The organism is Paracoccus marinaquae (assembly GCF_018860165.1).
In the GTDB taxonomy this organism is placed as follows: Bacteria; Pseudomonadota; Alphaproteobacteria; order Rhodobacterales; family Rhodobacteraceae; genus Paracoccus; species Paracoccus marinaquae.
The window spans coordinates 1-19,636 of the sequence record NZ_JAHKNG010000003.1 but is presented as its reverse complement, the minus strand read 5'-3'; the positions used below and the strand labels follow the sequence as shown (position 1 = coordinate 19,636).

General features: G+C 66.2%; 22 protein-coding genes. 11 read left to right on the top strand and 11 right to left on the bottom strand.

Translation table 11 applies throughout. The features are described 5' to 3' along the window. Positions 1–19 precede the first annotated feature (19 nt). On the bottom strand, positions 20–1,342 hold the full coding sequence (locus tag KNW02_RS02780) for an ActS/PrrB/RegB family redox-sensitive histidine kinase (RefSeq protein WP_216031741.1): 1,323 nt from the start codon (positions 1,340–1,342) through the stop codon (positions 20–22). 90 nt (positions 1,343–1,432) lie between these two features. On the opposite strand from KNW02_RS02780, the gene KNW02_RS02775 reads away from it, so the two are divergent. The 3 genes from KNW02_RS02775 (at position 1,433) to KNW02_RS02765 (ending at position 3,070) form a co-directional block, all read left to right on the top strand. Next, positions 1,433–2,062: an SCO family protein gene (locus KNW02_RS02775; protein WP_216031740.1), complete on the top strand. Its 630-nt coding sequence runs from the start codon at positions 1,433–1,435 to the stop codon at positions 2,060–2,062. A gap of 69 nt (positions 2,063–2,131) precedes the next feature. Continuing rightward, positions 2,132–2,683: an ActR/PrrA/RegA family redox response regulator transcription factor gene (locus KNW02_RS02770; protein ID WP_216031739.1), complete on the top strand. Its 552-nt coding sequence runs from the start codon at positions 2,132–2,134 to the stop codon at positions 2,681–2,683. Positions 2,684–2,758: 75 nt separating this feature from the next. Beyond that, positions 2,759–3,070, top strand: coding sequence for an H-NS histone family protein (locus KNW02_RS02765; RefSeq protein ID WP_216031738.1), 312 nt, complete (start codon positions 2,759–2,761; stop codon positions 3,068–3,070). Positions 3,071–3,121: 51 nt separating this feature from the next. Here the strand turns inward: KNW02_RS02765 and KNW02_RS02760 are convergent, their stop codons facing one another. From KNW02_RS02760 to KNW02_RS02750, 3 genes are read right to left on the bottom strand one after another with little or no spacing between them, the layout of a single operon-like run. After that, a complete protein-coding gene (locus tag KNW02_RS02760) occupies positions 3,122–3,733 on the bottom strand; it encodes an HD domain-containing protein (RefSeq protein WP_216031737.1) in 612 nt (203 codons plus the stop codon). Positions 3,734–3,736: 3 nt separating this feature from the next. After that, entirely contained in the window at positions 3,737–4,249 is a 513-nt protein-coding gene (gene secB / locus KNW02_RS02755) for a protein-export chaperone SecB (RefSeq protein ID WP_216031736.1), read from the bottom strand. Positions 4,250–4,307: 58 nt separating this feature from the next. Continuing rightward, positions 4,308–4,853 carry an FxsA family protein gene (locus KNW02_RS02750; RefSeq protein ID WP_216031735.1) on the bottom strand — a complete coding sequence of 182 codons (546 nt, stop codon included), beginning with the start codon at positions 4,851–4,853 and terminating at the stop codon, positions 4,308–4,310. Positions 4,854–4,964: 111 nt separating this feature from the next. Here KNW02_RS02750 and KNW02_RS02745 point away from each other — a divergent pair, with 111 nt between their 5' ends. From KNW02_RS02745 to KNW02_RS02735, 3 genes are all read left to right on the top strand, one after another. Next, positions 4,965–5,621: a Tim44/TimA family putative adaptor protein gene (locus KNW02_RS02745; RefSeq protein ID WP_216031734.1), complete on the top strand. Its 657-nt coding sequence runs from the start codon at positions 4,965–4,967 to the stop codon at positions 5,619–5,621. Between the two features lie 269 nt (positions 5,622–5,890). Continuing rightward, a complete protein-coding gene (locus KNW02_RS21265) occupies positions 5,891–6,244 on the top strand; it encodes a Smr/MutS family protein (protein WP_431356732.1) in 354 nt (117 codons plus the stop codon). Between the two features lie 214 nt (positions 6,245–6,458). Next, entirely contained in the window at positions 6,459–6,854 is a 396-nt protein-coding gene (locus KNW02_RS02735; protein WP_216031732.1) for a hypothetical protein, read from the top strand. 143 nt (positions 6,855–6,997) lie between these two features. Here the strand turns inward: KNW02_RS02735 and KNW02_RS02730 are convergent, their stop codons facing one another. The 4 genes from KNW02_RS02730 to KNW02_RS02715 form a co-directional block, all read right to left on the bottom strand. Next, positions 6,998–7,681 carry a 5'-nucleotidase, lipoprotein e(P4) family gene (locus KNW02_RS02730; protein ID WP_216031731.1) on the bottom strand — a complete coding sequence of 228 codons (684 nt, stop codon included), beginning with the start codon at positions 7,679–7,681 and terminating at the stop codon, positions 6,998–7,000. Between the two features lie 61 nt (positions 7,682–7,742). Then, a complete protein-coding gene (locus KNW02_RS02725) occupies positions 7,743–8,522 on the bottom strand; it encodes a 5'-nucleotidase, lipoprotein e(P4) family (RefSeq protein ID WP_252733395.1) in 780 nt (259 codons plus the stop codon). Between the two features lie 80 nt (positions 8,523–8,602). Continuing rightward, entirely contained in the window at positions 8,603–9,853 is a 1,251-nt protein-coding gene (locus tag KNW02_RS02720) for an MFS transporter (RefSeq protein ID WP_216031729.1), read from the bottom strand. Between the two features lie 125 nt (positions 9,854–9,978). Further along, entirely contained in the window at positions 9,979–10,572 is a 594-nt protein-coding gene (locus KNW02_RS02715; protein ID WP_216031728.1) for a LolA family protein, read from the bottom strand. Positions 10,573–10,801: 229 nt separating this feature from the next. Between KNW02_RS02715 and KNW02_RS02710 the strand changes: the two genes are divergently transcribed. Further along, positions 10,802–12,367, top strand: coding sequence for an alkaline phosphatase D family protein (locus KNW02_RS02710; RefSeq protein ID WP_216031727.1), 1,566 nt, complete (start codon positions 10,802–10,804; stop codon positions 12,365–12,367). Positions 12,368–12,444: 77 nt separating this feature from the next. Beyond that, positions 12,445–13,707 carry an MgtC/SapB family protein gene (locus tag KNW02_RS02705; RefSeq protein WP_216031726.1) on the top strand — a complete coding sequence of 421 codons (1,263 nt, stop codon included), beginning with the start codon at positions 12,445–12,447 and terminating at the stop codon, positions 13,705–13,707. A gap of 32 nt (positions 13,708–13,739) precedes the next feature. On the opposite strand, the gene KNW02_RS02700 is transcribed toward KNW02_RS02705, so the two are convergent. Then, a complete protein-coding gene (locus KNW02_RS02700) occupies positions 13,740–14,963 on the bottom strand; it encodes a UbiH/UbiF/VisC/COQ6 family ubiquinone biosynthesis hydroxylase (protein ID WP_216031725.1) in 1,224 nt (407 codons plus the stop codon). A gap of 52 nt (positions 14,964–15,015) precedes the next feature. Continuing rightward, positions 15,016–15,870, bottom strand: a complete 855-nt coding sequence (locus tag KNW02_RS02695; protein WP_216031724.1) for an SDR family oxidoreductase — start codon at positions 15,868–15,870, stop codon at positions 15,016–15,018. A gap of 96 nt (positions 15,871–15,966) precedes the next feature. Here KNW02_RS02695 and KNW02_RS02690 point away from each other — a divergent pair, with 96 nt between their 5' ends. The 3 genes from KNW02_RS02690 (at position 15,967) to KNW02_RS02680 (ending at position 18,930) form a co-directional block, all read left to right on the top strand. Continuing rightward, positions 15,967–17,451 (top strand): AMP nucleosidase, encoded by a 1,485-nt coding sequence (locus KNW02_RS02690; protein ID WP_216031723.1) that lies wholly within the window; start codon positions 15,967–15,969, stop codon positions 17,449–17,451. Positions 17,452–17,601: 150 nt separating this feature from the next. Beyond that, positions 17,602–17,901, top strand: a complete 300-nt coding sequence (locus KNW02_RS02685) for an HU family DNA-binding protein (RefSeq protein ID WP_216031722.1) — start codon at positions 17,602–17,604, stop codon at positions 17,899–17,901. 123 nt (positions 17,902–18,024) lie between these two features. Beyond that, complete coding sequence (locus KNW02_RS02680; RefSeq protein ID WP_216031721.1) at positions 18,025–18,930, top strand: DMT family transporter; 906 nt, start codon at positions 18,025–18,027, stop codon at positions 18,928–18,930. 4 nt (positions 18,931–18,934) lie between these two features. On the opposite strand, the gene KNW02_RS02675 is transcribed toward KNW02_RS02680, so the two are convergent. Next, the coding region (locus tag KNW02_RS02675; RefSeq protein WP_348524669.1) for a glutathione S-transferase family protein at positions 18,935–19,636 on the bottom strand (702 nt) is incomplete at its 5' end.

Below are 19,636 nucleotides of genomic sequence, written 5' to 3'. Positions count from 1 at the left end.
TTAACGACAGGTTAAGGTTTCAGGTTTCCTGATGCGGATTGCTGCCAAGTGCGGCGCGCCCGTCCGCGGCGATGCGATCCAGAGGCCAGCGCACGGTGACGATCGCCCCCGGCCCGCCATTGGTGAAGGAAAGACGCGCGCCCGAGCGTTCGAGCAGCGTCTTGGCGATGAAGAGGCCCAGTCCCATGCCCTCGTAACCCTCGCGCTGGGCGCCGCCCTTGCGCCCGGTCAGATAAGGGTCGCCGATACGCGCCAGCAGGGCGGCGGGATAGCCGGGTCCGTCATCGCGGATTGTCACGATCAGCTGGCCCGCGGTCCTGCGGCCCTCGATCACCACGCGAGAATGGGCGAAATCGACGGCATTCTGGATCAGGTTGCGCAGCGCGTGGATGACGCCCGGATCGCGGCGGATGCTGGGCCCTTCGGCCAGGATCTCGACCTGCGGGCCGCGATCGGCATGGGGGCTGGCCGCATCCTCAAGCACGGCGTGCAAGGGGGCCGCGCGCAGGTGCAGGTCATCCTTGCCGGCCCGACCCATGCTGCGCAGGATCGTGGCGCAGCGATCCGCCGACTGGCGCAGGCTGACGGCATCCTCGCGCAGGTCGGGCCGGTCGGCCAGTTCGTCCGCGAGTTCGGCGGCGATCAGCTTGATGGTGGCAAGCGGCGTGCCCATCTCATGCGCCGCTGCGGCGATGACCCCGCCCAGATGCTGCAGGCGCTGTTCGCGCGCCAGCGCCATCTGGGTGGCGAACAGCGCGTTCGAGGTTGCGGCCAGTTCGGCGGTCACGCGATGGGCATAGCCGGCAAAGAAGGCGACACCGATCACCAGCGCCAGCCAGTGCCCGCGCGCCAGGACCGGGGCCAGCCGCAGCAGGTTGCCCTGCGAATCGTAAAGCGGAACCGCCAGCAGCCCCGCAAACGAGATCATTGCCACCGTAACCAGCCCCAGCATCACCGTCTGCCGCGCATTCAGCGCCGTTGCGGCGACGGTCACGGGCGCCAGGATCAGCAGGGCGAAGGGATTGGAAAGGCCGCCGGTCAGCGCGACCAGCGCCGAGATCTGGATCAGGTCGAAGGTCAGCTGGCCCACGGCGCCGCGCGGCGAGGTGCGCCGGCGCGGGTTCAGATACAGCCAGACGTTCATCGCCAGCGCCGCGGCGATCAGCAGCAGGACCGGCCCCTTGGCAAAGCCGATCCCCATCGTCCAGGCGACGATCACGGTTGCCATCTGGCCGCCGATGGCGATCCAGCGCAGTTGCACCAGGGTCCGCGTCCGGATCGGCTCGGCCTGCGGTGCCTCGGCGAGGATGAAATGCGGGGCCTGCCCGTTCTGCGTGTTCATCCATGCCCCCCGGGCTGCGACATCGCATGACTTGATACCCGCGACCGGATCGGCGATCAATGTGCGCGCTTTCCAGCGAAAGGACGTGCCGTGACCAATCATAAACTGCTGATCGTCGGAACCGTTGCCGCGCTTGCGATCCTTGTTGCCGGCGGGGCCTACCTGTCGGGCAGATCGGAGGCCGACCGTTTCGCGCAATGCCGGACCGGCAATGTCGCGGGCGGGATGGAGGCCTTCGGTACCGATTTCACGCTGACCCGGCAGGACGGTGCCCGCGTGACCGCCGCCGAGGTGTTCACACGGCCGTCGCTGCTCTATTTCGGTTACACCTTCTGCCCGGATGTCTGTCCGATGGACACCGCCCGCAACGCCGAGGCGCAGGCGCTTCTGGCCGGGCAGGGCAGCGAGGTCCAGCTGGTCTTCGTCACCGTGGATCCGCGCCGTGACACGCCCGAGGTCCTGACGACCTTTGGCGAACAGTTCTCCGAGGATATTGTCGGCCTGACCGGCAGCGACGAGGAGATTGCCGCCGTCAACAAGGGCTGGCGGAACTATTACAAGGCCAATGACGCCGAGGACGATCAGTATTATCTGGTCGATCACATGACCAACACCTTTCTGGTGATGGCCGGAGGCGCCACCGCCGAGTTCTTCCCGCGCGACACGCCGGCAGAGGACATGGCGCGAAAGGTCGGCTGCTTCCTCGATGCCGCAAGCTGACCGCTTGGGATTGCGCCGATTGTATTGGCGCTGCAACATGGTTAGACCCTCGGCAACAAAGGGCGAGCCATGGACGAGATACGAGAGCAGATCGGACCGGACGCATCCCTGCTGCTGGTGGATGACGACGAGACATTTGTCGCCCGGCTGGCACGGGCGATGGAAAAGCGCGGCTTCCAGCTGCGCACGGCGCTCAGCGTCGCCGAGGCCAAGCGGCTGATCGCCGAACAGGCGCCCGCCTATGCGGTGATCGACCTGCGGCTGGAGGACGGCAACGGGCTGGACGTGGTCGAGACGCTGCGCGAGGCCCGTGAGGACGCCAAGATCATCGTCCTGACCGGCTATGGCGCGATCGCCACCGCCGTCGCGGCGGTGAAGATGGGCGCCACCGATTATCTGGCCAAGCCCGCCGATGCAAATGACGTGACGTCAGCCTTGCTTGCCGGTGGCGAATTATTGCCGCCGCCGCCGGAAAACCCGATGTCGGCCGATCGCGTCCGCTGGGAACATATTCAGCGCGTTTACGAACAATGCGACCGAAATGTCAGCGAAACCGCGCGCCGTCTGCATATGCATCGCCGGACGCTTCAGCGAATACTGGCCAAACGCGGTCCAAAATAGAGTTCGCTTAATCTGGTTGAAACTTTCTGCGGTTGATATAATATTGTTATATCAATGCAGACGGATTCAAAACCAATGAACATCGATTTTGATAAGATGACGCTTAAGGAAATGCGGGATCTGCGCGCCAGGTTGGAACGCGCGATCAACTCCTATGAGGACCGCAAGCGTCGCGAGGCGTTGGCCGCCATCGAGGAGGCTGCGCGTGAACATGGCTTCAATCTGGCCGAACTTACGGGCGGCAAACCTCGTCGGGCCGGGACCGTTCCGCCCAAATATGCCAATCCCGAGGATCCGACGATGACCTGGACGGGGCGCGGGCGCAAACCGCGCTGGGTTCAGGAAAGCCTCGAAAGTGGCAGGCAGATGGAAGATCTGCTGATCTGAGACGGCCGGCCAGAAAGGCCGGCTCGAATCGTCTGTCGAGTAATTTCAAGTTTAGTAATTTTTTTTATCGATCAGACGGATCAATGCCTGGAACCGATCCAGATATCTTTCACGGACCTCTGCGGGCGGGCACAAGGTTATTCCGACCGCAGATAAAATATGCTCGTTTTGTACGGGAAACAGGCGTCTCGCTTCGGTTTCGGTAAAACCGGCGATCTGAACCGCCTCCAGCCTTGCCGAAATCCGGTCGGCCTGCTTGATTTTCCGCTTGATCTGAATTGGCAGGGCGGCGGGCAGGCCGAAACGGCGGTGGATTGCCGCCGTCAGTCTTTCGTCCATGGCGCCATATTCCCGCCCCAGGGCCGCCTTGACCGGCGAGATCATGTCGCCGATCACATATTCCGGTGCGTCATGCAGCAGGGCCGCCAGCCGCCAGCGCTGTTCCACCGTCGGGTTCAGGCGCGCGAAGATGTCTTCGACCAGCAGTGAATGTTCGGCCACCGAATAGGGCCAGTCGCCATGCGTCTGGCCGTTCCAGCGCGCGACGAAGGCCAGACCGTGGGCGATATCCTCGATCTCGATGTCGAAGGGGGTCGGGTCCAGCAGATCCAGACGCCGGCCCGACAGCATCCGCTGCCAGGCTCGCTGCGGCCGGGGTGGCATGGATCAGGACAGCCGCTGATCCGCGGGCGCGCCGGCCTGCGCCTGGGCGCGACGGGCCAGTTCCTGCCGATAGAGCGCGACGAAATCGACCGGATCCATGTTGAAGGGCGGGAAGCCGCCGTCGCGGGTCAGGTCCGAGATGATGCGGCGCACGAAGGGGAACAGCATCCGCGGACATTCGATCATCAGGAACGGGTGCAGCTGCTCGTCCGGCACGCCCTCGATATGGAAGACCCCGCCATAGTCCAGCTCGGCCAGGAACATGGTCTGTCCGTCGGCCTTGTTGGTCGAGGTGATGCGGTATTTCGAGATCACCTCATATTGATGCTCGGTGCCGCGCTTGCGGGCGTCCAGACTGACCTGCACGGTCATCTCGGGCTGGACCTCGCCCTGCGGCGCGCCCTTGGTCGCCACGGCGTTCTCGAAGGACAGGTCACGGATATACTGCGCCAGGATCTGCATCCGCACCTGCGGCTGCGCGGCGGCTTCGCCGTTCGGGGTGGTTTCGTCGGCCATTCTCTCTACCTCGCAAGTACGGACTTGCGGGTGCTTCTAGCAGCCGGTGGGCGCGGCCTCAATGCCGCGTCCAGCCCGATCCGCCACGCGGGCGCGGCCCGTCATCGGAAAGATCCGCCGGCAGGTCGGGCGGCGTCCGCGGGCGCGTGGCATAGCCGTCGTCCTCGACCACGTAATCGCCATCGATCACGCCCTCGCCATAGGGCGGCCGGTGCGCTTCGCGGTGCATCGTGGCCCCGCCCATCTGCACTTGCGTCACCTGAACCCGGCTGGCCAGATAGCGCATGACCGCATCACGGACCGGCGGCACAAGCAGCAGCAGCCCCAGTGTGTCGGTGAAGAAACCCGGTGTCAGCAGCAGCATCCCGGCGATCAGGATCATCACCCCATGCGCCAGCGGCCGCGTCGGGTCGCGCATCTCGTTGAAGCTGCCCTGAACCTCGCGCCAGGCATGCGCGCCCTGGCTGCGCATCAGCGATGTGCCAAGCATCGCGGTCAGCAGGACGATGGCCAGCGTCGGCCACAGGCCGATCAGTCCTCCGACCTGGATGAACAGCGCGATCTCGATCAACGGCACGGCCACGAACAGCACTACAAGCCACATGCGAATTCCCCTTCCTGCCGGTGCCCTAGCTGGACTTGCACCGGTCCGCTCCCTACATAGGGACCAGAACGCGTGATACCAACAGATCTGTCGCAAACCGAGGCTGACCAGATGTCCAACCCGCTGATCCAGTTGCTAGTGCTGGCCGCAATCGCGATCTTCCTGATCCTGCGGCTGCGCAACGTGCTGGGAACGCGCGACGGGTTCGAACAACCCAAGATAGACGCGCCCGAGCCGCAGCGCCGCCGCTTCGAGGTGATCGAGGGCACGGCCGACGAGGTCGATCAGGACATCGCCGATCTGGTCGAGCCGGGCAGCCCCGCGGCCTCTGCGCTGGCGGCGATGAAGCGGGTCGAGCCGTCCTTCGGCGTTCACGATTTCCTGACCGGGGCCAAGGCCGCCTATGAGATGATCCTGATGGCCTTCGAGCGGGGCGATCTGTCCGAGGTACGCCCCTTCCTTGCCGAACCCGTGGCCGAGGCGTTCCAGTCGGTGATCGATGCCCGCGCCGCGCAGGGCCAGACGGTCGAGGCGCAATTCCTGGGCACCCGGGAAACCTCGCTTGCCGGGGCCGAGTTCGATGCCCAGACCGGCATGGCCGAGATCTCGGTCCGTTTCGTGGGTGAATTGATCGCCGCCACGCGGGATGTGCAGGGCAATGTCGTGGAGGGCGATCCCAAATCCTCGCGCAAGCAGCGCGATGTCTGGACCTTCGCCCGGCGCATGGGTGAAAACGATCCCAACTGGCAACTGGTCGCGACCGGCTGATGGCCCGGCGCCGCCGGGGACTGACGGCCGAGGAGCGCGATCTGTGGTCCCGCATCGCCCGCAGCGCCACGCCGCTGGTGCCCGGGAGGGCGTTGCCGGTGGCCGATTCCCCGCCTGAACCGTCACCCGCGCCGAATCGGCCGTCTTTCGCTGCGGCTCCGCCTCCGCCGGTGCCGCGCTTTCGCATCGGCCAGTCGGCGGCGCTGCCGGCGGGTGGCTATCATCCGGCGCCCAGTCCCGCGGAGCGTCTGGCGAACGGCCCGTTGCGCATGGATCAGAAGACCCATCGCCGGATGTCCCAGGGCAAGCTGCGGCCCGAAGCCCGGCTGGACCTGCATGGGATGACGCTGGCCGAGGCGCAGCCCGAACTGACGCGCTTTATCCTGTCCTGCCATGCGAACGACCGCCGGCTGGTTCTGGTGATCACCGGCAAGGGCAGGGGGGATCATGGCCCGCTGCCCACCCGTCCCGGCGCGCTGCGCCATCAGGTGCCGCACTGGCTGCACGGCGCGCCGCTGGCGCAGGTGGTCCAGCAGGTCACCTCCGCGCATGACCGGCACGGCGGCGAGGGCGCCTATTACGTCTATCTGCGGCGTCCGCGGAGCTTCGCCCCGGGCGATTGAGGGCCGTAGGGCGATTTTTCCCCGAATAATCCGCGATCTGACCGATTCTGGCGCAGAATTCACGCAACCATGCCATCGCGATTCACGCTCCATTCACGGCGGGGGTGCAAAACAGTTCCATCAGCGGCGGGTGAGCAAGCGTGACCTTGACCATCCGCGGCCAAGAGAGGGGATGTCGACCATGTGTGCCCAGTCAGTATCAAGTATCGACAGTATGATTGCCGCTTTTCGGAATCTGGGAACCGTGCCGGGGGGTGAAGAGAATGAGCCGGCCGGTAACCTTCTGCAAAGCCTGGGAACGACATCACCGGGACGGCCGGATCCGGAGGTTCCTCTAGCCGGATCCGACCATCCCACCTGGGCGGCCTTCCGCCGGCTGGAACGCGAGAACCGGCTGCTGGTGGGTCACGCTGAAATGCTGGCACGCGCTCTTGGCGCCTGCCCGAACTGTTGGGGCACGATCCTCGATTGCGAAGATTGCGGCGGTGTTGGCAGACCCGGCGCCTTCGCACCGGATCGTGCGCGTTTCGATCTCTTCGTCCTTCCGGTCATTGCCCGTGTGATGGGTAACGAAGTAACAGCCGGAGACGTCGGGAACCGGCCTGCCTAAAAGCCAGGCCGGGGCCACTCTGCGGGCTCTTCCGTTCAAGAGTTCCTCCCTGCTCAGTCCTGCTCGCGGGTGGCATGGCGGACAGCCCAAAGGCTGTCCGCCATTTCTCTTGTTCGAGTGGGCGGCCGGTGCCGGCCGAGAGGTCAGGTGGGCACGTTCCAGGGGCGCAGGTCCGCCTCCATCCAGGTGCCATGGGCGGCGTTCGGAAAGACGATCCAGTCCTCGCCGAAACGCCCGGCATGATCCTCGGTCAGGCGGTGCTGGTCCTCCAGCGTGACGCCTGCGAAGGCACCGTGGAAATCATGCAGCGTGTCGCCCAGTTGCAGGACGATGCGATGATTGCGTTCGATGGCCGCGCGGCGTTCGGCCTTGGGCGGGCCGAACAACTGCACGTGATCGGCGCTGACCTGCGGCAGGCCGAGGCGGGAAAGCGTGGCGATGGTGGCCAGCTTGTTCTCGTTGAAGCGGTCCGAGACATAGAAGATCGTCACCCCCAGCCGGTCGGCCAGCGCGAAGAAATCGGCCGCGCCCGGGATCAGATGCGGATCGCCCTCGCGTTCCCACAGCTTCCACGTCTCGACATTGTCGCGCCTGCCCTGAACCATCGCATGGGCCATGACGGCACTGTTGTCGAGGATCGTCTCGTCGATATCGGACACCACCGCCAGCCCGGCGCCCGATCCGCCATTGGCGGCTACCGCATCGCGCAGCCGCAGCGTCGCCAGCGCATAGGATTGCCGTTGCAGCGCCCGCACCTCGGCCGAGCGCTGCTGATATCGGATGGCCACCGCATGTTCATGCGGGTGGCGCTTGACGGGCTTGGTCATCGGCGTCCCTTCCTTTGCGGCGCGGACGCTAGGCCCGCCGCCGGGAAAGGTCAAACCGCCCCTACCATTCCTCGATGACGGTTTCGGCGTCCCAGGCGGTCAACTGGGCCTCGGACCATGTGCCATAGCCGGCATTGGGAAAGACGATCCATTCGGCGCCCCATTTCGCGGCCTCCTGATCGACCGTCGCCTTCTGCTCGTCCAGCGGGGTCTTGCGGAAGCGCCCGTCGAAATCATGCAGCGTATCGCCCAGCAGCAGCACGATCTGGTGGTCCTGCGAGACGATATCGCGCCGCTCGACCTTGGGCGGCCCCAACAGCAGCACCGACTCGGCGCTGACCTGCGGCAGGCCAAGCTCGGTCAGGGTCGCCAGCGTATGCTCTTTCTGCTCATCCGCGCGGTCCGAGATATAGCGGATCGTGACACCCAGCCCGTTCGCATGATCCAGGAACTCCTTGGCGCCGGGGATCAGGGTCGGGTTGCCGTCGCGCTCCCACGGCAGCCAGGTGTCCCAGGCGTCATAGGTGTGGCAGTTCGCCAGGTCGCGGGCCAGCAGCGCGGAATTGTCGATCACCGTCTCATCCAGATCGGTCACGACGGCCAGTTTCGACGGATCTGCCGCGCCCTGAACCGCCGCGTCCAGCCGCATGGTGGCGATGTTGTAGGCCTGGCGCTGCAATGCCCGTACTTCGGCCGATTGCTGCTGGAACCGAAGACCCATGGCGAATTCGGTGACCGGGCAGTCGGTCGCGGATGCCGTCTCCTGCGCGGCCAGCGGGCCGGCCAGCAGCAGGGCTGCGGCACAGGCGCCCAGAGCGGCGATCGGTCTTGTCTTGGTCATGGTCATCCCTCCGGTTTGGCCCGGCTCCCTGACCGGGCCGGAAGGACAACGATAGGCAGCAGCCGCCACCCCGGCAATAGTCAGGCCGCGGCCGTCGCCGGCGGAAGGCGCGAGGGGGCCTCGCGCACGGGCAGGTGGATCAGCGCGCTGAAGGCGCCGACACCGACGCCGACCCACCAGACCAGCGTGTAATCGCCATAGATGTCATACATGGTTCCGCCCAGCCAGACGCCGAGGAAAGAGCCCAGCTGATGGCTGAGGAAGACAAAGCCGTAAAGCGTGCCCATGTAGCGCAGCCCGTAGATATAGGCCACCAGACCCGAGGTCAGCGGCACGGTCGCAAGCCACAGCCCGCCCATCACCAGCGAGAAGACGATGACGCTGGTCGGCGTGATCGGCATCAGGATGAAGGCCGCCGAGGCGATGGTGCGCAGGGTATAGATCCCGGCCAGCAGGTATTTGCGGCTATAGCGCTGGCCCAGCCAGCCCGCGAAGATCGCGCCCGCGATATTGGCCAGCCCGATCAGGCTGATCGCCGCCGCGCCCAGTGCCGAGGTGGTGGCGATGCCGATGCTGGACAATGTGCCCATGGGCGAGATCGGGCCGCACATCTCGGTCACCATCGCCGGGAAATGCGCGGTGATGAAGGCCAGCTGGTAGCCGCAGGAGAAGAAACCCGCGAAGATCATCAAATACGAGGGGTCGCGGAAGGCGCGCTTCAGCACGCTGCCGAGGCTTTCCTCCAGTTCCGAGCGGGTGGCCGGCTTGCCGTCCCCCAGCATCGGCAGGAAGAACAGGCAGGTCAGCACGATCGCGCCGAAGATCATGAACACCGCCTGCCAACTGTAGAAGGCCAGCAGGATCTCGGCCAGCGGCGCGCCGAAGACCTGCCCGGCCGACCCGGCGGCGGTGGCGATGCCAAGGGCGAGGCTGCGGTTCTGGTCGCTGGCGGCGCGGCCGACCACGGCGAGGATGACCCCGAAGCCGGTGCCGGCGATGCCGAAGCCGACCATCACCTCCAGAAGCTGCACGGCCGCCGGGCTGGTCGCGAAGGCGGTCAGGACCAGGCCGGCCGAATACAGGATTGCCCCCAGAATGATGGCCCAGCGGTCGCCCCAGCGTTCCGCGAAGGCCCCGAAGATCGGCTGGCCGATGCCCCAGGCAAGGTTCTGGATGGCGATGGCCAGCGAGAATTCGGCCCGCGGCCAGCCGAATTCCTCGCCGATGGGGATCTGGAACACCCCGAAGCTGGCGCGCAGGGCGAAGTTGATCAACAGGATCAGCGATCCGCCGATCAGGACGGGTGTGAACAGCCGGGCATGAGTCGTCATGGGAAACCTGCGACAGGATATCGCAGATTCGGATGCGGCCTTACGCCCGGAAGGTCAAGCGCGCTTTGGTGATATGATTCATCATCGGTATTGATGAATGCCGCGGATTGGCGGTCGGAAACCGATCAGTTGCGCCGCGCGAGTTCGGCCCCGATCGAGAATTTCGAGGCCGGAATCGCGCCGCCCTTGCGCATTTCGCCCAGAATGACCGTGGTCTTCTGGCCGCTGTCATCGGTGATGACCCATTGCCGCAACTCGGTCGGGCTGGTGAAGACCATCCGGATATTGCCGTATTCGGGATGTGCCGGATCCTGCGCCGTCACCACGGTCGAATTCTTCGATTCGGCATGGCCGGTGACCATGTTGGCGCGCCCGAGGTTCACATTGGCGTCGAGGATGATCGACAGCGGCGTCTTCGACAGCGGGTATTGCTGCGGCTCGCCCGAGGATTTCGGATCGAACACCGCCACCGTGCCGGCCGAGGCCAGCACCAGCGTATTGTCGTTGTTGTATTCAAAGCGCACGCGCCCCGGGCGCTGGATGAAGACCGTCCCGGTCGAGATCGTGCCGTCCGGGTTCACCTGGGTGAACTCGGATGTCGCGGTCTTCAGGCTGTTGAGATAGCGCGAGATCTCGTTCAGCGGGATCTTCTCGGCCAGGGCCGGAACGACCAGGGCGAGGATGAGGGCGGGTGCGAGGGCGAGTGATCTGATGTTCATGGCGCCGATCTTATCCTTTTCCGTGCCGGGTGCACATCACGTCTGGCGGATGGCACGGGGCGCGAACGCTCGCGCTATCGTGACGGTTCCCGCGGCGTGCCGCAATCTGCCCCGAAGGCAGGGTCCCGCCTGTCGCAGGGCCGTCACGGAAGATCAACCCGGACGACACGCACCCGTCATTTGGCCGGATTACCCCTGAATGCGCATCCCGCCAACAGGAGCCAGACGCATGAGCCTCATCCGCCCCCGCACGACCCGCCGCAAGCTGCTGATGACGGGGCTTGTCTCGACCTCGATCCTTGCCATGCCCTCGATCAGCCGCGCGCAAAGCCGCCCGGTCTTCAGCCACGGGGTGCAGTCGGGCGATATCTCGGCCCAGGGCGGCATGGTCTGGACCCGTGCCGACCGCCCGGCCCGGATCGCGCTGGAGGTTGCCACCACCGAAGGCTTCGACAATGCCCGCCATGTCGCCACCCTGAACGCGCTGCCCGACAGCGATTTCGCCGTGAAGGCGCTGGTGGATGGATTTGCGCCCGACCAGACCGTGTTCTACCGCATGACCGCCGCCGATCTGAGCGATCTCAACGCCGTCAGTGAGCCGGTGATCGGCCGATTCCGCACCGCCCCGACCGAACGCCGCGACATCCGCTTTGTCTGGTCGGGCGACACCGCCGGCCAGGGCTGGGGCATCGACGACGAGGGCATGCGTACCTATGCCACCATGGCGCTGCACGAGCCTGACTTCTTCATCCATTCCGGCGATACCATCTATGCCGACGGCCCGATGACCGACGAGGTTCAGATCGAGGGCGGGGTCTGGAAGAACGCGACCCTGACCGACGAGGTCCGCAAGGTCGCCGAGACGCTGGACGAATTCCGCGGTCGCTGGAAATACAACCAGATGGATACCCATGTGCAGGCGCTGTCGGCGATCTGCCCGACGCTGTTCCAGTGGGATGACCACGAGGTTGTCAACAACTGGTCGCCCGGCAAGGATCTGACCGGCGACGATCGCTATTCCGAGAAATCGGTGGCGCTGCTGCAGGCCCGCGCCGCCCGCGCCTTCCACGAGATGACGCCGATCAGCTTTACCCCGTCCGAGCCGGGCCGCGTCTATCGCAAGGTCGCCTATGGCCCGCTGCTGGATATCTTCTTCCTCGACCTGCGCAGCTATCGCGGTGCCAATTCGACCGGCATGGAGGATGAGGTCACGATCACTTCGCAGATTCTGGGCAAGGCGCAACTGGACTGGCTGAAGGCGGCGCTGACCCGATCGACCGCGACCTGGAAGGTCATCGCCTGCGACATGCCGATCGGCCTCTGCGTCTGGGATTCGGTGTCCGAGGACCAGAAGTTCGTCGAGGCGGTGGCCAATGGCGCTGCCGGCGCGCCGAAGGGGCGCGAGCTGGAATTCGCGCAATTGCTGCGCTTCATCCGCGGCGAAAGTATCCTCAACACCGTCTGGCTGACCGCCGACGTCCATTATGCGGCGGCGCATGAATACCATCCCGACCGCGCCGCCTTCCAGGACTTCGCGCCGTTCTGGGAATTCGTCTCGGGCCCCCTGCATGCCGGCACCTTCGGTCCGAACGATCTGGACATGACCTTCGGCCCCGAGGTGAAATTCGTGAAGGCGCCGCCCGCCGGTCAGGTCAACCTGCCACCCTCGGCCGGGATGCAGTTCTTCGGCATCGTCGATATCGCCGGGGACAGCGGCCAGATGACCGTCCGGCTGATGGACCGCGCCGATACCGAACTCTGGTCGATCACGCTGGATCCGCAACAATCCAGCTGAACCCCTGCCCATCGGCACCGGGGGCAGGGGGGGGTTCCGCTGGTCAAACCCCCTGCACCGGCCCATAGTCCTGCCGCATGGACGAGATAGAACTTTTCCGGCGTCTGGGCCTTGCCCTTGCCATCGGGCTGCTCTTCGGACTCGAACGCGGCTGGCATGCGCGCGACGAGGCCGAGGGTGCCCGCGCCGCGGGCCTGCGCACCTTCGCGCTGGCCGGGCTTTTCGGCGGCGTCTGCGGCTGGCTGGCCCCGATCGCCGGGCCGATCTTCCTCGGCTTTGCCCTGCTGGCCCTGACCGCGCTGGTCGCGCTGAGTTACTGGGCGCAGATCCGCGGGCAGGATGATCTGGGCATGACCACCGAGGTTGCGCTGCTGCTGACCTTCGCCCTTGGGGCGGCGGCGCTTTTGGGTGACATGGCGGCTGCCGCCGCCGCGGCGGTGGCGGGAACAGCGTTGCTGTCCTTGAAACATGTGCTGCATGACCGGATCGCACGCATCCAGCGGTTCGAACTGGACGCCCTGGTGCGCCTTGCCGTGATTTCGGTCGTCATCCTGCCGCTGCTGCCCCGCCGGGGCTTCGGACCGGGCGAGACCCTGAACCCCTATGAACTCTGGTGGGCCGTGGTGCTGGTCGCCGGCCTCTCGTTTCTGGGCTATGTCGCGATGCGGCTGGCGGGCGCGCGGGTCGGGGCGGTCATTACCGGAGTCCTTGGCGGCCTCGCCTCCTCGACCTCGACCACGCTGGCACTGTCGCAACTGGTCCGCAATGACCAGAAGCTTGGGCCCCTGCTGGCCGTGGGCACGGTGCTTGCCGGGTCCGTGACCTTCCTGCGCGTGCTGGCGGTGGGCACGGTCTTTTCGCCCCAGCTTTTCGACAGCCTGGCGCCGCCGCTTGTCGCCATGGCCGTGACCGGCTTCGCGGGCGCCGGGCTGCTGGCGCTGTCGGCGGGAAGGCAGCCCAGGACCGAAACCGATCTCGAACGGCTGTCGAACCCGTTGGCGCTTGGTGCAGCACTGTCCTTCGGGGCGGTACTGGTGGTGGTGGTGCTTGGCACCTATTACCTGCAACTCTGGTTCGGCGAGGGTGGCGTCTATGCGGCGGCGGCGGTGTCGGGGCTGACCGATGTTGACGCGCTGACGATCTCGGTCGCCAAGCTGAGCCGCGGCGATCTTGCGCTGTCAAGCGCGGCCATGGCGATCGTCCTTGCCGTCTCGGTCAATACCGTGGTCAAGGGCGCGATTGCGCTGGTCATCGGCGGCACCGGTTTCGGGCTGCGGGTTCTGGCGGTCTATGCCGCGGTGCTTGCGGCAGGTGCGACCGCGATCGGGTTGGGGTTCTGACCGGCCGGTTCCGTGCTTTTGCGCGCGCCACCCTATAGCGGGCTTCCGGTCAGCAGTCGCGGCATCGGATCGACCGACAGCCCCGCCGCCTGCCGCATGAAGCCCCGCCGCAGGGCCGGCACCGCGCTGACCACACCCATGCCCAACCCGCGCGCCGCATGAAGAAGCGGGTTATCGTTTCCGAACAGATGATTGACCGCATCCATGCCGAGGGCCATGCTGGTCGCGTCAAAGCGCCGCCAGCCCTGATAGCGTTCCAGCACCAGAGCGGCGCCGATATCCTCGCCCCGCCGGGCTGCCTCGACGACGATCTCGGCCAGCGCAGCCACGTCGCGCAGCCCCAGATTGAGGCCCTGCCCTGCGATCGGATGCACCCCATGCGCGGCATCGCCCACCAGCGCGATCCGCGGCGCGACATAGCTGTCGGCCAGCGACAGGCTCAGCGGATAGGAGAACCGCTTGCCGGTCAGCGAGATGGCGCCAAGGAAATCGCCGAAGCGCGGGCGCAGGACATCGAGGAAATCCGCATCCGGCAGCGCCGCGATGGTGTCTGCATGGGCGCGGGTCTCGGACCAGACGACGCTGCTGCGATGGCCGGGCAGCGGCAGGATCGCCAGCGGTCCGGTCGGCATGAAATACTGATGCGCGACGCCGTGATGGGGCATGTCGTGATCGATGGCCGCGACCAGCGCCGTCTGGCCATAGTCCCAGCCGCGCCGCGCGATTCCGGCCCGGGCCGCCACGCCCGAGCCGCGCCCGTCGGCCCCGACCAGTAGCCGGGCGGTCATCTGACGACCATCGGACAGGCCGACGGTGACGGCGGCGGGGCCGGGATCCTGCGCGGTGACCGAAAGACCTGGCAGATGCGTGACCTTGCCCGCCATGGCCGTCAGCAGCGCGCGATAGAGGAAACGGTCCTCCAGCATATGGCCGACCGGGCCTTCCTCGATCTCGGCGCTGTCGAAATGCAGGAAGAACCGCCCCGCACCCTCGCCCGGCTGGCCCTGCGAGGCCTTGACCTGCAGGATCGGCTGGCTTTTCTCGGCCAGCCCCTGCCACAGTCCCAGGGCCTTCAGCAGCCGCTGCGAAGCCACGGCCAGCGCATAGGCGCGGCCGTCGAATTCATCGCCCGCCCGCGCCTCGGCGGGGCGCGGATCGGCCACGGCCACGCGCAGCCCGGCATCGGCCAGGGTCAGCGCGAGGGCCGGACCGTTCAGCCCGCCGCCGGCGATCAGCACATCGACATCAGTGTTCATGGCCCGCGATCATGCATGCCGCGGTGGCAAAGTCCATGCGGCGCGAGGCCCCTCAGGCCTGCTCGGCCTTCATGATCGCGGCCAGCGCGCTGCGGTAATCGGGATAAAGCAGTTCAATGCCCAGATCGCGCTTCATCCTGTCGTTCCGCACCCGCTTGCTGTCGGCATAGAAGGACCGCGCCATCGGGCCGAGATCGGCCTTGTCGAAGTCGACCGCCGGGGGCACGGGCATGCCCAGCATCTCGGCCGCGCAGGCGATGATGTCCTGCGGCGGGGCGGGATTGTCGTCGCAGAGATTGTAGATCGCGCCGGGCGCGGGCGTCGCGATCGAGGCCAGCAGGATCCGGGCGATATCCTCGACATGGATGCGCGAGAAGATCTGCCCGGGCTTGATCACCCGCTGCGCGGTGCCGCCCCGCAGCTTGGCGAAGGGACCGCGGCCGGGTCCATAGATGCCCGCCAGCCGGAAGATATGCAGCGGCAGGCCGTGCCGGGCGGCCAGGGCCTGCCAGGCCGCCTCGGCCTCGACCCGTTCGCGTCCGCGCGCGGATGAGGGGGTCAGGGCGCTGTCCTCATCGACCCAGCCACCATCGCGGTTGCCATAGACGCCGGTGGTCGAGAGATAGCCCAGCCAGCGCGGCCGGGCCTGCGCCAGATCGGCCGCGAAAGCCGTCAGGACCGGATCGCCGTCGCTGTCGGGTGCGGCCGAGACCAGGATCGCATCGGACCGCGCGATGGCCGTGCGGACATCGGCCTCCTGCCCCGGCCAGATCAGCGGCGTGGCGCCGGCAGCCGCGACGCGGCCCGGATCGTTGCGGGTGGTGCCGGTGACGCGCCAGCCTTGCGCCGTCAGCAGCGGGGTAAGATAGCCGGCCGAATAGCCGTGACCGAAAACAAGCATGTCCATGACGGCAAGGTAACGGCGGCGGCGCGGCTGCGCCAGATGCTTGCCTGCGGGGCGGCGGGCTGGCAGGCTCAGACACAATCAGAAGGACAAGACCGCATGGACACGGATTCCCGCTTTTTGCCGATCGAGACGCCCGATAGTGCCGGGCGTATGCAGTTCACCGATCCCCGCGCCGCCGTCCAGCGGCTGCAACAGCTTTACGCCGAGGCGACGGGCTTTCTGCTGTCCCATTTCTCCCGGCTGATCGAGGGCGGGACGCCCGATGCCCGGTATCGCGCCTTCTATCCCGAATTGCGGCTGACCGTGACCAGCCATCCCAATGTCGATTCGCGCCTGTCCTTCGGCCATGTCGGCGCGCCCGGCATCTATGCCGCGACGATCACCCGCCCCGACCTGTTCGAGGATTATCTGGCCGAGCAGATCGGCCTGCTGATGCGCAATCACGGTGTGCCAGTGACGGTGGGTTTCAGCGACACGCCGATGCCGGTGCATTTCGCCGTCGCCGCCCAGAGCGTTCTGGCGGTGCCGCAGGAGGGGGTGCTGGACTTCAGCCTGCGCGATGTGTTCGACGTGCCGGATCTGAACACGATGAACGACGATATCGTCAACGGCGTGGCCCTGCCGCAGCCCGATGGCGCGCAGGAACTGGCCACATTCACCGCGCAGCGCGTGGATTATTCGCTGGCCCGGCTGCAGCATTACACCGCGACCGCGGCCGAGCATTTCCAGAACTTCGTGCTGTTCACCAACTACCAGTTCTATGTTGACGAGTTCGAGGCCTTCGCCCGCCGGGCGCTGGCCGATCCGGCCCTAGGCTATACCGGCTTTGTCGGCCCCGGCAATCAGGAGATCAGCGACCCGGACGCGCCGCTGAAACCACTGGCGAAATTGCCGCAGATGCCAACCTATCACCTGAAACGCGAGAGCGCGCAGGGGATCACGCTGGTCAATATCGGGGTCGGGCCGTCGAACGCCAAGACCGCGACCGACCATATCGCCGTGCTCAGGCCGCATGTCTGGCTGATGGTCGGGCATTGCGCCGGGCTGCGCAACAGCCAGCGGCTGGGCGATTTCGTCCTGGCCCATGCATATCTGCGCGAGGATCACGTCCTTGACGACGATCTGCCGGCCTGGGTGCCGATCCCGGCCCTGGCCGAGGTGCAGGTGGCGCTGCAGGAGGCGGTGGCCGAGGTGACGCGCCTGGACGGCTATGAGCTGAAGCGGATCATGCGCACGGGCACCGTCGCCACCATCGACAACCGCAACTGGGAGTTGCGCGACCAGTCCGGCCCGGTTCACCGCCTGTCGCTGTCGCGTGCCGTCGCGCTGGACATGGAAAGCGCCACCATCGCCGCCAATGGTTTCCGGTTCAGGGTGCCCTATGGCACGCTTCTCTGTGTCAGCGACAAGCCGCTGCATGGCGAACTGAAGCTGCCCGGCATGGCGACCGACTTCTATCGCACGCAGGTCGCCAATCACCTGCTGATCGGAATCCGCGCCATGGAAAAGCTGCGCGAGATGCCGCTTGAGCGCATTCATTCGCGCAAATTGCGATCATTCAGCGAGACGGCGTTCCTCTGAGGCCGGGCAATCGGGCGTTGAAATGCGGCTTTTCGCCTTTCCTGCGAAAAAGGCTTGATCTGCCCGCAAAAACCGTGTGTAGCAGGCGATATGCCGAAAAAGGCGCTAAAATGTTGGCCCGCACAGGATCGGGCAAGAGGAGACAGGATTATGGCTACGCCTTCCGCAAAACCGATGACCAAGACTCAGCTGGTTGCCACCGTCGCCGAGGAAATGGGCTCGGACAAGAAATCGGCCACGGCCGCCCTGGATGCGATTGCGGCCGTAGTCACCCGCGAAGTCGCCAATGGCGGCGCCGTGACCCTGCCGGGTATCGGCAAGATCGCCTGCCGCGCCCGCCCCGAGCGTCAGGTCCGCAACCCGCAGACCCAGGAAATGATGACCAAGCCGGCCGACAAGCAGGTCAAGGTCACGGTGGCCAAGGCCCTGAAGGACAGCGTCAACAGCTGATCCCTTTCCCGTACCGGGACCGATGATCGGGCCGCACCGAAGGGTGCGGCCCTTGTCTTTGCATCCTTCCCGTCTTGGCCAGGGTCTGCTAGCCATTCTGCATCATCTGCAACGGGGCGGGGCATGGACATTCGCGCGATCCTGATGGGGCTGGCCTTTGCGGTCATGTGGGCCTCGGCCTTCACCACCACGCGGATGATCGTGACCGAGGCGCCGCCGCTTCTGTCGCTGGCGCTGCGTTTCGCCCTGTCGGGCAGCATCGGCGTGCTGATCGCGCTGGCCATGGGCGAGACATGGCGCGGGCTGAGCCGGCTGCAATGGCGCGCGGTGGTGGTGCTGGGGCTGTGCCAGAACGCGCTTTATCTGGGGCTGAACTGGGTGGCGATGCAGTGGATCGAGGCCGGACTTGCCTCGATCATTGCGGCGACGATGCCGCTGATGGTCGCCTTTCTGGGCTGGGTGTTCATGGGCGAAAGGCTGCGCCCGATGGGGATCGCGGGGCTGGCGCTGGGTCTGATCGGGGTGGCGATCATCATGGGCGCGCGGCTGCAGGGCGGCAGCGATCCGATCGGCATCGCCATGTGTTTTGCCGCCGCACTGGCGCTGGCCATTGCCACGCTGACGGTGCGCGGCGCCAGTTCGGGTGGCAATGTGATGATGATCGTCGGCCTGCAGATGCTGGTCGGGTCGCTGACCCTGACGATCATCGGCCCGGTTTTCGAGGACTGGCAGGTCACGCTGACGCCGCGTCTGGTCTGGGCCTTCGCCTATACCGTCATCGTGCCGGGGCTGGTGGCGACCTGGGTCTGGTTCCTGCTGGTCCATCGTATCGGCGCGGTACGCGCGGCGACCTTTCATTTCCTGACCCCGTTCTTCGGTGTCTCGGTCGCCGCATTGCTGCTGGATGAGACGCTGGCGATCAGCGACATGATCGGCGTTGGCATTATCATGGCCGGGATTCTGGCCGTGCAACTGTCGAAGGCGCCGGCGGCGGTCTTGCCGCCGGTCAGGCGACCACCACCGGCCTGAGCGTTCAGGCGGCTTCGGCCTCCTGCACCTTGCGCACCGCCTCGCGATCCTGGCAGCGCGCCACCCAGTCCCGGATCGCCGGGGTAGCGGGCAACTGGTTCCCGAACCAGGCGAATGGCCCGGCGCAAAGCAGATCGGCGGCGCTGAACTCGTCACCCAGCAGATAGGGCTGGCGCGACAGCACCTCGTCCAGCCGGTGGATCGCGGTATCGTAGTCGCGCAGCGAGGCCGTGACCGCCGGGTGATCGATCTTTGCCCAGCCGAGGATGGTCACCGGCTCAAACACGCCCTGATACCATGTCAGCCATGACAGGTATCGCCCGCGCTGCGGATCGCCGATGGGCCGCCCCAGCCCGGAGTCGGGGAAACGGTCGGTCAGGTAGAGGATGATCGCGGCACGCTCGCGCACGAAATCCTCGCCATCGGTCAGATAGGGCACCTTGCCCTCGGGGTGCGGGTTCTTCGGGTCGCGCCCGCCCGACCCATCCTGGCGCGGGATCGTGACCTCGACGATCTCGATCCGGTCGTCGATCCCCATTTCCCTGACCAGCTGGGCGACACTGGTCGAGCGGCTGGCGGGGTCGTGTCTCGGAAGTGGTGGAAATTGGCTGGCGGCGTAATCTCCGGGTGAACTGACACCCACCCAAACAGCGGCTGCAACCGCCAGGGAGACCACGCCATGACCGAGAATAACGACGCTGCGAGC

Bases quoted from the DNA above. Each gene is read 5' to 3' on its own strand.
- KNW02_RS02780 (WP_216031741.1), bottom strand. From the start codon at position 1,342: ATGAACACGCAGAACGGGCAGGCCCCGCATTTCATCCTCGCCGAGGCA.
- KNW02_RS02770 (WP_216031739.1), top strand. From the start codon at position 2,132: ATGGACGAGATACGAGAGCAGATCGGACCGGACGCATCCCTGCTGCTG.
- KNW02_RS02765 (WP_216031738.1), top strand. From the start codon at position 2,759: ATGAACATCGATTTTGATAAGATGACGCTTAAGGAAATGCGGGATCTG.
- KNW02_RS02760 (WP_216031737.1), bottom strand. From the start codon at position 3,733: ATGCCACCCCGGCCGCAGCGAGCCTGGCAGCGGATGCTGTCGGGCCGG.
- secB (WP_216031736.1), bottom strand. From the start codon at position 4,249: ATGGCCGACGAAACCACCCCGAACGGCGAAGCCGCCGCGCAGCCGCAG.
- KNW02_RS02750 (WP_216031735.1), bottom strand. From the start codon at position 4,853: ATGTGGCTTGTAGTGCTGTTCGTGGCCGTGCCGTTGATCGAGATCGCG.
- KNW02_RS02745 (WP_216031734.1), top strand. From the start codon at position 4,965: ATGTCCAACCCGCTGATCCAGTTGCTAGTGCTGGCCGCAATCGCGATC.
- KNW02_RS21265 (WP_431356732.1), top strand. From the start codon at position 5,891: ATGGATCAGAAGACCCATCGCCGGATGTCCCAGGGCAAGCTGCGGCCC.
- KNW02_RS02735 (WP_216031732.1), top strand. From the start codon at position 6,459: ATGATTGCCGCTTTTCGGAATCTGGGAACCGTGCCGGGGGGTGAAGAG.
- KNW02_RS02730 (WP_216031731.1), bottom strand. From the start codon at position 7,681: ATGACCAAGCCCGTCAAGCGCCACCCGCATGAACATGCGGTGGCCATC.
- KNW02_RS02725 (WP_252733395.1), bottom strand. From the start codon at position 8,522: ATGACCAAGACAAGACCGATCGCCGCTCTGGGCGCCTGTGCCGCAGCC.
- KNW02_RS02720 (WP_216031729.1), bottom strand. From the start codon at position 9,853: ATGACGACTCATGCCCGGCTGTTCACACCCGTCCTGATCGGCGGATCG.
- KNW02_RS02715 (WP_216031728.1), bottom strand. From the start codon at position 10,572: ATGAACATCAGATCACTCGCCCTCGCACCCGCCCTCATCCTCGCCCTG.
- KNW02_RS02710 (WP_216031727.1), top strand. From the start codon at position 10,802: ATGAGCCTCATCCGCCCCCGCACGACCCGCCGCAAGCTGCTGATGACG.
- KNW02_RS02705 (WP_216031726.1), top strand. From the start codon at position 12,445: ATGGACGAGATAGAACTTTTCCGGCGTCTGGGCCTTGCCCTTGCCATC.
- KNW02_RS02700 (WP_216031725.1), bottom strand. From the start codon at position 14,963: ATGAACACTGATGTCGATGTGCTGATCGCCGGCGGCGGGCTGAACGGT.
- KNW02_RS02695 (WP_216031724.1), bottom strand. From the start codon at position 15,870: ATGGACATGCTTGTTTTCGGTCACGGCTATTCGGCCGGCTATCTTACC.
- KNW02_RS02690 (WP_216031723.1), top strand. From the start codon at position 15,967: ATGGACACGGATTCCCGCTTTTTGCCGATCGAGACGCCCGATAGTGCC.
- KNW02_RS02685 (WP_216031722.1), top strand. From the start codon at position 17,602: ATGGCTACGCCTTCCGCAAAACCGATGACCAAGACTCAGCTGGTTGCC.
- KNW02_RS02680 (WP_216031721.1), top strand. From the start codon at position 18,025: ATGGACATTCGCGCGATCCTGATGGGGCTGGCCTTTGCGGTCATGTGG.